Source organism: Allobosea sp., assembly GCF_030694325.1.
In the GTDB taxonomy this organism is placed as follows: domain Bacteria; phylum Pseudomonadota; class Alphaproteobacteria; order Rhizobiales; family Beijerinckiaceae; genus Allobosea.
The window spans coordinates 1-10,505 of the sequence record NZ_JAUXYO010000210.1 but is presented as its reverse complement, the minus strand read 5'-3'; the positions used below and the strand labels follow the sequence as shown (position 1 = coordinate 10,505).

Here is a 10,505-nt window from a genome sequence, read left to right as displayed (position 1 = left end):
GGCGCTCGCCGCCGCGCTCGTGCTGGCGCCGCGCGCGACACAGTTGCCGGGGCAGAGCGAGGAGACGGACGCTCAAGAGCCGGAGTTGGAGCCGGAGTCGCCGCCCCCCGAGAGCCAGGAGCAGGCAGAGTCTCCGCCGCGCGATCTCGACGAGATGGTTCTCGACGCCGCGAAGGCCGCAATCCCCGCCGGTCTGCTGGCGCAGTTGCTGGCGGCGGGAGGCCGGACGCGGGCGCGCGCGGCCGGCCGGGCCGGGCAGTTGCAGAAGGTAGCGCGGCGCGGCCGCATCGTGGGCTCGAAGGTCGGCGATCTGCGCGGCGGCGCGCGGCTCGATGTGGTCGAGACGCTGCGTGCCGCGGCGCCCTGGCAGCGGCTGCGGCGCAGCGAACCCGCGATGGCGGGCCGCAATGGCTTGATCGTCCGGCGCGAGGATTTCCGGATCGCGCGCTACAAGCAGCGCAGCGAGACCGCGACGCTGTTCGTGGTCGATGTCTCGGGGTCCTCGGCGCTGCAGCGGCTGGCCGAGGCGAAGGGCGCCGTCAGGCTGCTGCTGGCGGAGTGCTATGTCCGGCGCGATGAGGTCGCGCTGATCGCCTTTCGCAAGGCCCAGGCCGAGATCGTGCTGCCGCCAACGCGTTCGCTGGTCGCGGCCGAACGGGCGCTGGCCGGCCTGCCGGGCGGTGGCGCGACGCCGCTCGCGACCGCGATCGAGGCCGCCTGCGCGCTGGCCGACGCCGTCAGGCGCAAGGGCCGGACACCGGCGCTCGTCTTCATGACCGATGGCCGCGCCAATATCGATCGCGCCGGGCGGCAGGGGCGGGTCCAGGCACAGGCCGATGCGCTGGCGGCGGCGCGGAGCCTGTGCTGCGAGGGTTTCAACGCGATCCTGATCGACACCTCGCCGCAGCCCCAGCCGCAGGCGGCCGACATCGCCGCGGCGATGGGCGGGCTCTATCTGCCGTTGCCTCAGGCCGATGCGGCCGGCGTCGGTCGGGCGGTCGGTCTCGCCCTGACGGCGGGCCGATGAGCGGCGCGCTGTCCTGGGCGCGGGAGGGGCGCGACTGGCCGCATCGCGCGGCGAGCCGCTTCGTCCAGGCGGGCGGACTGTCCTGGCATGTTCAGGAGATGGGGCAGGGGCCGACTCTGCTGCTCCTGCACGGCACGGGCGCCGCAACGCATTCCTGGCGGGATCTGCTGCCGCTGCTCGCACGCGATTTTCATGTGATCGCGCCCGACCTGCCGGGCCACGGCTTCACCGAGGCGCCGGAGCGTGACCGGCTCTCGCTGCCGGCGATGGCGCGGGGCATCACCGCCCTTCTCGGCAAGCTCGGAATCGAGCCGGAGGGGATCGTCGGACATTCCGCCGGCGCCGCCATCGCCCTGCAGATGGTGCTGACCGGGGCGGTCGCGCCCTCCTGCCTGATCAGCCTGAACGGGGCCTTCCTGCCCTTCAAGGGCGTGGCGTCCCAGCTCTTCCCTTCGGTCGCGCGACTGCTGGTGCTCAACCCGCTGGTGCCGCGCCTCTTCGCCTGGCGCGCCGGGAGCGCCGAGGCGGTGACCCAGCTGCTGGAAGGCACGGGCTCGCGGCTCGATGCGCGCGGGCAGGATCTCTACCAGCGGCTGTTCTCGAACCGGGTGCACATCGCCTCGACGCTCGGGATGATGGCGAACTGGGATCTCGAGGCGCTGGGCCGGAGCTTCGGCAGGGTCGATCTGCCGGTGCTGCTGGTCGTCGGGGCGAGCGACCGCGCGGTGCCGCCCGGCGATGCGCGCGAGGTGGCGCGCCGCCTGCCCGATGCGCGGATCGAGACGCTGCCGGGCGCGGGGCATCTGATCCATGAGGAGAAGCCGGCGGAGATCGCGTCTCTGATCGGTGCCGAGATGCTGCGCCACAGGGAGGTCGTCGCGTCATGCTGACCGAGCTTCATCCGCCGAGCCTGGGGTCTGGCACGCGCGTGCCGGATGCCGACCGCCGGCCGCATGCGGTGGTGATCGGCTCGGGCTTCGGCGGCCTCGCCGCCGCGATCCGACTGGGTGCGCGCGGCTATCGCGTCACCGTGCTGGAGACGCTCGACCAGCCCGGCGGGCGGGCCCGCGTCTTCCGGCAGGACGGTTTCACCTTCGATGCCGGTCCGACGATCGTCACCGCGCCGTTCCTGTTCGAGGAACTCTGGGCGCTGTGCGGGCGGCGGATGGAGGAGGATATCCGCCTGACCGCGCTCGACCCGTTCTACCGGCTGATGTTCGACGACGGCTCGAGCCTCGACTGCTCCGGCGATGTCGAGACGATGCGGGCGCGGATTTCGGCTTTCGCCCCGGGCGAGGAGGCGGGCTATGGCGGTTTCCTGAAGGACGCCGAGGCGATCTACAAGGTCGGCTTCGAGCGTCTGGCGGATGTGCCGTTCAGCACGCTCGTCGACATGCTCAAGGCACTGCCGGCGATGGCGCGGCTGCGGGCCGACCGCAGCGTCTACGGGCTCGCGGCGCATCATGTCCGCGACGAGCGGCTGCGCACGGCGCTGAGCTTCCACCCGCTCTTCATCGGCGGCAGCCCGTTCTCGGCGACGGCGATCTATGCGCTGGTTCTGCATCTGGAGCGCAAATTCGGGGTGCATTTCGCCCATGGCGGCACGGGCGCGCTGGTGCAGGGCCTCGTGCGCCTGCTCGAAGGGCAGGGCGCGACGTTGCGTTATGCCGCGAAGGTCGCGGAGATCACCGTGGCGGCGGGAGCGGCCACCGGGGTGAGGCTCGCGGATGGCGAGGTCATCGCCGCCGATGTCGTCGTCTCCAATGCCGATGCCGCCTACACCTATGGCACCCTGCTGCAGGCGCAGCCGCGCAGGCGCTGGAGCGACGCCAAGCTCAAGCGGGCGCGCTACTCGATGTCGGTCGTGGTCTGGTATTTCGGCACGCGCCGCCGCTACGAGAGCGTGCCGCACCACACGATCCTGTTCGGGCCGCGCTATCGCGGGCTGGTCGACGACATCTTCGAGCGGAAGGTGCTGGCGGAGGATTTCAGCCTCTATCTGCACCGCCCCACCGCGACCGACCCGACCCTGGCTCCGGAGGGCTGCGACGCCTTCTATGCGCTGGTACCGGTGCCCAACCTGCAAGGCGAGGTCGATTGGGCGCGCGAGGCCGAACCGTTCCGGGCCCGCATCCAGCAGCGGCTCGAGGCGACCCTGCTGCCGGGGCTCGGCGACTGCCTCGCCACCTCGCGCCTGATGACGCCGCCCGCATTCCGCGACGACCTGCTCTCCGTCCATGGCGCGGCCTTCGGGCTCGAGCCGCGGCTGCTGCAGAGCGCCTGGTTCCGGCCGCATAATGTCAGCGAGGAGGTCGACGGGCTTTATCTCGTCGGCGCGGGAACGCATCCCGGCGCCGGCCTGCCCGGTGTTCTCTCCTCGGCCAAGATCCTCGATTCAGTGGTGCCTCATGCGACACACCGGGTCTGACCCGCGATACCCTGGGCCGTCCGTGGCGGACCTCGCCGCCTGCGACGCGATCCTGCGCGTCGGCTCCAAGTCTTTCAGGGCGGCTGCCCTGCTGCTGCCGCGCCATATCCGCGAGCCCGCGACCGCGCTCTATGCCTTCTGCCGGCTCGCCGACGATGCGATCGACGAGGGGCCGGGCGATGCCGCCACGATCGCGCTGCTGGAACAGCGGGTCACCGCCGCCCATGCCGGCCGGCCGCATGAGCACCCTGTCGACCGGGCCTTCTCCGAGACGGTGCGAGGTTTCGGTCTGCCGCCAGCGGTGACGCTGGCGCTGATCGAGGGGCTGGCCTGGGATGCACAGGGGCGGCGCTACGAGAATTTCGACGAGCTCTGCGACTATGCCGCGCGCGTGGCGGGCTCGGTCGGCGTGATGATGGCGACGCTGATGGAGCGGCGCGCGCCCGAGGTGCTGGCGCGGGCGGCCGATCTCGGCGTGGCCATGCAGCTCAGCAATATCGCGCGGGATGTCGGCGCCGACGCGGCGATGGGGCGGGTCTACCTGCCGCTGTCCTGGCTGCGCGAGGCCGGTATCAATCCTGACGCCTTCCTCGCCGATCCGCGGTTTTCGCCGGCGCTGGGCGGCGTCGTGGCGCGTTTGCTGGCCGAGGCGGACAGGCTCTATGCCCGGGCCGATGCGGGCATCGAGGCTCTGCCGGCCTCCTGCCGCTCCGGTATCCGGGCGGCGCGGTCGATCTATGCCGAGATCGGCCGCGAGGTGGCGCGGCGCGGTCACGATGGCGTGTCACGGCGGGCCGTCGTGCCGGCTTGGCGCAAGCTCGGACTGCTCGCCCGTGCGCTGGCGGCAGGCGCGGCGGAGCCGACGCTGCTCGGACTGCCGGCCCTGCCCGCCAACGCCTATCTCGTCACGGCGGTGGCCGTGATGTCGCAGGGGCCTCGGGTGCCGTTGCGTCCACCCGCCCTGCCATGGTGGGATCTGGTCGGACGCACCACGGCGGTGATCGAGATGTTCGAGCGCCTCGGCCGGGTCGAGCGTTCTGCCGTCAGGCGGCCGTAAGGAAGGATCTGCCGCGATGGGATCCAGCACGCTGATCATCGCCGAGATGGTGCTGACGCTCGGTCTGTGCCTCGGATTCGGTTTTTATCAGCTCTGGGACCTGCGCCGCGAGAAGGCGAAGGACGCGGCCAAGGCGGCTGAAAAGGCTGCGGTGGCGGCAAGTAACGACGGTGCCAGGCAATCGCCGGCCAAGACGTAAACACGGAAATCTTTCCAGGCCGTCATCCCGGACAAGCGGCGTAGCCGCGCTGATCCGGGATCCATCGTAAAGCTCCGGAGCCCTCCGATGGATCCCGGGGCAAGCCCGGGATGACGGTGAGGTTCCGAGGAAATTCTCTGGACTCAGCTCCGCCGCGGCATCTTGAAGGGCAGCATCGCCTGGACGACCGGGTTGGCGAAGCGGTCGAGAGACAGGCTTTCATGCATGGCCGTCACGCTCTCTCCTCCGAGCGAGGTCCGCACCAGAGAGCGCGCATAAAAGGGCGTGTCCTCGAGCGTCTCGACCAGCGCGGCGGGCCGGCCGCGATCGCTGCGGGTCTCGCGCGCGATGCGCCAGCCGCTCTTCGGTAGGGTGGCGGTCGGGCCCGGTTCGATGACACTCGCCCCGCCGCTGCCGTCGAAGCGCCAGCCGAGATCGAAGGCCGAGCCGTCGCGGCGCGTGCCGCCATAGAGCACGGCGGCGCCGTCGGGCGTCGGCGCGCGCGACCAGTGCCAGCTCTGGAAGCCCTCGGCGAGCGGCGCGTCGCCCTGGTTCATGTCGAGATAGCCCGGCCCGCTCCAGTGCAGTTTCGGCTCTGAGAGATCGACCTCGACCCGCGAGAGCGGGGCGATCGGCCACCAGCGATGGGCACCTTTCGGGTTCAGCGTCACGACATGGTCAGTGATCGCCTGCGGCGTGACGCGAACGGTGCCGCGGACGCGGCGCGGCACCGGCAGCGGCATGCCGATCTCGTCGATGGCGATGGTCATCGTCCGTCCGTCCCAGTGCAGCGCGCTGGGGCCGATCGAGAAATGATCCGGCGCCACCGAGACATGCCGGCACCCGCGCTCGGTCATGGTCCAGCGCCGCGCGCCGGGGCCATACAGCCCGACATTCAGCGCGCAATGGTCGAGCGGGTCGGGCCGGCCGCGCCGCCGCGCCCAGGCGTAATAGGGCGAGAAGACGCTGCCGATGAAGGCGATGATGCTGAGCCCGTAGCGGCCGTCATCGCTCAGCGCGTCGACATACCACCAGACATAGCCGCCAGGCGCGACCGCGACGTCGAAGCGAGGTCCGCGAGCACGCTCTGCGCCGCCAGCAGCCCGGAGAGCGCCACCATCGGCACGCCCGGCCCCGGATGGACGCTCCCCCCCGTCCAGTAGAGCCCCGGCAACCGGCTGCGCGAGCCCGGGCGGTTGAAGCTCGCCATCGCGCCATGGGTCGAGCGGCCGTAGAGGCCGCCGCCCGTCGCCGGAAACAGCGCTTCCCAGTCGCTGGGCTGCGTCGTCAACATCGCGTCGCGCTGCAGGGCGATCTCCAATCCGCATTGCGCCATCCGGGCGAGGCTCCTGCGCAGGCATGTCTCGATCTCCTCGGGTGGCACAGCGGGGCGGTCGCCGCAGGGCGAGGCGTTGACCAGGATGAGCAGGCGCTCGGGACCGTCCGGGGCGGCGCCCGCCCCGTCGCGATCCTGCGCGCAGACGTAGACCGTCGGCTCCTCGGGGAGGCGGCCCTGCCGGCAGATCGCCTCGAACTCGGCGGCGTAGTCGCGCGAGAAGAAGACGTTGTGCCGGTGCAGCGGATAGCCGCCTGTCGGCGCGACCGCGGCGAAGGTCAGCGCCGAGAGCGAGCGCTCGGCGGGCTTGGTCGCTGTCGCGAAAGGGGCGGCGGCGCGGCCGAACCGGCCGGTGGCGATGGCGTTGACGTCTGCATTGCTGACGACCGCGTCGGCCCGCAGGACCTCGCCGCAGGCGAGGCGCACGCCCGCGGCGCGGCCGCCCTCGACCAGGATCTCGCTGACGGCCTCGCCATAGCGCAGCGTCGCGCCCTTCGCTTCGGCGAGCGCGGCCAGGGTGCGTGCGAGCCGGTGCATCCCGCCCTCGACCAGCCAGACTCCCTCCTGCTCGACATGGGCGACCAGCATCAGCGTCGCCGGCGCAGCGAAGGGGGAGGAGCCGCAATAGGTGGCGTAGCGGCCGAAGAGCTGGCGCAGGCGCTGGTCCTGGAAGGTTTGGCCCAGCGCATCCCAGAGCGTGCCGAAAGGGCTCGCGCCCCAGAGCTGGCGCAGGCCACCCAGCCCCATATGCTGCACCAGCCCGAGCAGGCTCGGCCGCTCGCGCGCCATGAAGCTGTCCTTCAGCGCGTCGTGCAGGCCGCGCGCCTGGTCGCAGAAAGCAAGGTAGTTGCGCCCCTCGGCAGGCCCGGCAAAGGCTGCAATCGCATCCGCCGAGGCCGCGCGGTCGGCGAAGAGGTCGAGCCGCTCTGTCTCACTCCAGGCATGGCGGGCCAATATGGTGGCCGGCGTCAATGTGACGTGGCGTTCGAGCGCCTCGCTGACCTCGTCAAAGATGCGGTCGAAGACCCAACGCATCGTCATCACGGTCGGGCCGACGTCGAGCCTGCGGCCGGCGACGGCGACCTCGCGCATTTTCCCGCCGGGGGCATCGGCCTTCTCGACCAGGGTGACGTCGAAGCCGCGGGCGGCGAGCAGCAGGGCCGAGACCAGCCCGCCGATACCCGCGCCGATGACGACGATGCATCGCGTGCCCACTCGCCCTCCGCGTCCCCGTTGACTTCAGCGTGAAACTGTCCACTCTTATTGACACATAGAATGTCAGTTTGAAATAACGCTCATTCGGAGGGTCGCATGGATACCGGGACACGGATCGAACAGACCCTGGAGGCGGCGCTGGCCGCGGGGCACCGTCAGAACTGCCCCCCGCTGCTGGCCCAGGCGATGCGCCATGCCGTGTTTCCCGGCGGGGCGCGCATCCGGCCGCGGCTGACGCTGGCCGTGGCGCGGGCCTGCGAGGATGCCGACCCCGCCATGGCCAGTGCGGCGGCGGCGGCGATCGAGTTCCTGCACTGCGCCTCGCTGGTCCATGACGACCTGCCCTGTTTCGACGATGCCGACATGCGCCGCGGAAAGGCCTCGGTCCACAAGGCCTATGGCGAGCCGCTGGCGGTGCTGGCCGGTGATGCGCTGATCGTGCTGGCCTTCGAGACGCTGGCCGAGGCGCCTGCGCGGCGGCCGCAGAGCCTGGCGACGCTGGTGCGGGTCGTCAGCGCCGCCGTCGGCAGCCGCGGCGGCATCGTCGCTGGCCAGGCCTGGGAATCGGAACCGGCGATCGACTGTGCGCTCTATCACCAGGCCAAGACCGGAGCGCTGTTCGCCGGCGCGACGATGGCGGGCGCCGCGGCGGCCGGCGTCTCGCATCAGGACTGGCGCTGGCTCGGGGAAAAGCTCGGCGAGGCCTTCCAGGTCGCCGACGATATCCGCGACGTCGCCGCGACGCCTCAGGAACTCGGCAAGCCCTGCGGCCAGGACGCGGCGCATCTGCGCCCGAACTACGCTCTCACCTACGGGCTCGGTCCGGCGATCGCCCATCTCGATGCGCTGGTGCTGGAAGCGATCGCCGCCATTCCGGCCTGCCCGGGCCGGCAGGATCTGGGGACGCTGATCGGCCTGACGGCGAAGAGCTTCCTGCCGGAGAGCCTGCAGCGCCGCGCGGCCTGACCGTGCCCCCGGCCTCGGTCACAGCCGCCGGGCCTGTCGCGGAACCGGTCCGGCCGGTCTCGCTGGCCGACCGGCTGGCGGGCTGGCGCAACCGGCTGGTGGCGAGCCCGCGCTTCCAGCGCTTCGCCGCCTCCTTTCCCCTGACCAAGCCGATCGCAAAGCGGAATTCGCAGGCGCTGTTCGATCTCTGCGCCGGCTTCGTCTACGCGCAGGTGCTGCAGGCCTGCGTCCAGCTCGACCTGTTCCGTATCCTCGACGAGGCGCCACGCAGTGCTGCCGAACTGGCACCGCGCCTGGCCCTGAGCGAGGCGTCGGCCGAGCGCCTGCTGGGCGCGGCGGCCGCGCTCGACCTGGTCGAGCGTCGCAGCGGCGGACGCTATGGGCTCGCCATGCTGGGGGCCGCGCTGCTCGGCAATCCCGGCGTCGGCGCCATGATCGCGCATCACCGGCTGCTCTATGACGATCTCGCCGATCCGCTCGCTCTGCTGCGGGGCGAGAGCCGCCCCACGGCGCTGTCGGGTTACTGGGGCTATGCGACGGCCGAGCAACCGGCGGCGGCGCCTCCCGCGGAGGTGGCGGCCTACAGCGCGCTGATGGCGCAGTCCCAGCATTTCGTCGCCGACGACATCCTGGCGGCCTACGATTTCTCCCAGCATCGGCGCATCCTCGATGTTGGCGGTGGTGAGGGGGCTTTCCTGATCCGCGTGGCGCGGCAAGTGAAAGCGCCGGCGCTGATGCTGTTCGACCTGCCGGCCGTGGCGGCGCGGGCGCAGGCCCGTTTCGAGGCGGAAGGGCTGGGCGCGCGCGCCAGTACGCTCGGCGGTGACATGCATCGCGACTCGCTTCCCGAGGGCGCCGATCTCGTGACGCTGGTCCGGGTGCTGCACGACCATGACGACGACGCGGTGCGGGGATTGCTGGCGCAGATTCGCGCTTGCCTGCCACCGGGCGGGACTCTGCTGATTGCGGAACCGATGGCCGGCTCACCCGAGACCCGGCGAATGGCCGAGGTCTATTTCGCCTTCTACCTGCTCGCCATGGGCAGCGGTCGGGCACGCAGCCCCGCCGAACTGACGCAATTCCTCCTTGATGCCGGGTTTTCCGATGTCCGCCGGCTGAAGACCCGGCGCCCCTTGCTGACCGGCGGCCTGACCGCACGTGTCGCCTGACACAAAAAGTGTAAATTCAATTTGACACCTTAGATTGTTCCGATAACCTGACACTCAGGCGATGGAGCCTGGCCAAGCCGGCCGGCTCCCGACCTCGAAAGTGCCCCGATGCATGCGCTGGCAGTCCTCGTCGAAAGGCCCGAGCATCTGGTTCTCAGCCAACTGGAACTCGTTGCGGCCGGGCCTGAGGACGTGGTCGTCGCCACCCAGTGGAGCGGGATTTCGACGGGCACCGAGCGCCTGCTCTGGTCGGGCCGGATGCCGCCCTTTCCGGGCATGGGCTATCCGCTGGTGCCGGGCTACGAATCGGTCGGCCGCGTGATCCAGGCCGGCAACGCCTCTGGACGCAGCGTCGGGGATCTCGTCTTCGTGCCCGGCTCGCGCGGCTTCAAGGAGGCGCGTGGCCTGTTCGGTGGTGCCTCTTCCCATCTCGTCGTGCCCGGCGCCAAGGCCGTGGCCATCCCCGAGGATCTCGGCCAGAGCGGCGTCCTGCTGGCGCTGGCAGGCACCGCCCAGCATGCCCTGGCCGGCGCGGCACTGCCCGATCTCATCATCGGCCATGGCGTGCTCGGCCGGCTTCTCGCCCGCATCGCGGTCGCCCATGGCGGCGCACCGGTCGTCTGGGAAACCAACCCGATGCGCGCCACGGGGGCTCAGGGCTACGCCGTCGTTCCGCCCGGAGACGACAGCCGCAAGGATTACTGCGCGATCTACGACGTCAGCGGCGATGCCGCCCTGGTCGACACGCTGATCGGCCGGCTCGCTCCGCAGGGCGAGATTGTGCTCGCCGGCTTCTACGACAAGCCGATCTCCTTTGCCTTTCCGCCGGCTTTCATGCGCGAGGCGCGCCTGCGCGTCGCCGCGGAATGGCGTCAGGCCGATCTCGATGTCGTCATGACCCTGATCGCCGACGGGCGGCTCTCGCTGGACGGGCTCATCACCCACAGCGCCCCGGCCAATGACGCGCCGGCCGCCTATCGCACCGCTTTCAGCGATCCGTCCTGTCTCAAGATGATCCTGGATTGGAGTGCCTGCTCGTGAACATCCAGATCCGAAATCCCGTCCCTTCTCCCGCCGCCGCCATGGCCGCGCGCCTGCGCGACGAGGC

The 10,505-nt window shown here is 71.0% G+C and carries 10 protein-coding genes; 8 read left to right on the top strand and 2 right to left on the bottom strand.

The features are described from left to right. From Q8M82_RS13930 to Q8M82_RS13910, 5 genes are all read left to right on the top strand, one after another. Nucleotides 1-1,027 (top strand): VWA domain-containing protein (locus Q8M82_RS13930; protein ID WP_305691937.1); only part of this gene is annotated, 1,027 nt, incomplete at its 5' end. Continuing rightward, nucleotides 1,024-1,917 carry an alpha/beta fold hydrolase BchO gene (gene bchO / locus Q8M82_RS13925; RefSeq protein ID WP_305691936.1) on the top strand — a complete coding sequence of 298 codons (894 nt, stop codon included), beginning with the start codon at nt 1,024-1,026 and terminating at the stop codon, nt 1,915-1,917. The genes Q8M82_RS13930 and bchO, both read left to right, overlap by 4 nt. Beyond that, entirely contained in the window at nt 1,911-3,455 is a 1,545-nt protein-coding gene (locus Q8M82_RS13920; protein ID WP_305691935.1) for a phytoene desaturase, read from the top strand. Before bchO ends, Q8M82_RS13920 begins: the two co-directional genes overlap by 7 nt. Then, nucleotides 3,436-4,512: a phytoene/squalene synthase family protein gene (locus Q8M82_RS13915; protein ID WP_305691934.1), complete on the top strand. Its 1,077-nt coding sequence runs from the start codon at nt 3,436-3,438 to the stop codon at nt 4,510-4,512. The genes Q8M82_RS13920 and Q8M82_RS13915 overlap by 20 nt, the downstream gene beginning before the upstream one ends. Before the next feature lie 16 nt (nt 4,513-4,528). Beyond that, nucleotides 4,529-4,711 (top strand): hypothetical protein, encoded by a 183-nt coding sequence (locus Q8M82_RS13910; RefSeq protein ID WP_305691933.1) that lies wholly within the window; start codon nt 4,529-4,531, stop codon nt 4,709-4,711. A gap of 143 nt (nt 4,712-4,854) precedes the next feature. Here Q8M82_RS13910 and Q8M82_RS13905 read toward each other — a convergent pair whose 3' ends face one another. Further along, nucleotides 4,855-5,568 carry a hydratase gene (locus Q8M82_RS13905; protein ID WP_371126355.1) on the bottom strand — a complete coding sequence of 238 codons (714 nt, stop codon included), beginning with the start codon at nt 5,566-5,568 and terminating at the stop codon, nt 4,855-4,857. 155 nt (nt 5,569-5,723) lie between these two features. Next, nucleotides 5,724-7,262 (bottom strand): 1-hydroxycarotenoid 3,4-desaturase CrtD, encoded by a 1,539-nt coding sequence (gene crtD / locus Q8M82_RS13900; protein ID WP_305691932.1) that lies wholly within the window; start codon nt 7,260-7,262, stop codon nt 5,724-5,726. Between the two features lie 96 nt (nt 7,263-7,358). Here crtD and Q8M82_RS13895 point away from each other — a divergent pair, with 96 nt between their 5' ends. The 3 genes from Q8M82_RS13895 (at nt 7,359) to bchC (ending at nt 10,438) form a co-directional block, all read left to right on the top strand. After that, complete coding sequence (locus Q8M82_RS13895; RefSeq protein ID WP_305691931.1) at nt 7,359-8,228, top strand: polyprenyl synthetase family protein; 870 nt, start codon at nt 7,359-7,361, stop codon at nt 8,226-8,228. 2 nt (nt 8,229-8,230) lie between these two features. Further along, a complete protein-coding gene (locus Q8M82_RS13890) occupies nt 8,231-9,397 on the top strand; it encodes a methyltransferase (RefSeq protein WP_371126354.1) in 1,167 nt (388 codons plus the stop codon). A 108-nt stretch (nt 9,398-9,505) separates the two neighbouring features. Then, a complete protein-coding gene (gene bchC / locus Q8M82_RS13885) occupies nt 9,506-10,438 on the top strand; it encodes a chlorophyll synthesis pathway protein BchC (protein WP_305691930.1) in 933 nt (310 codons plus the stop codon). Nucleotides 10,439-10,505: the final 67 nt, after the last annotated feature.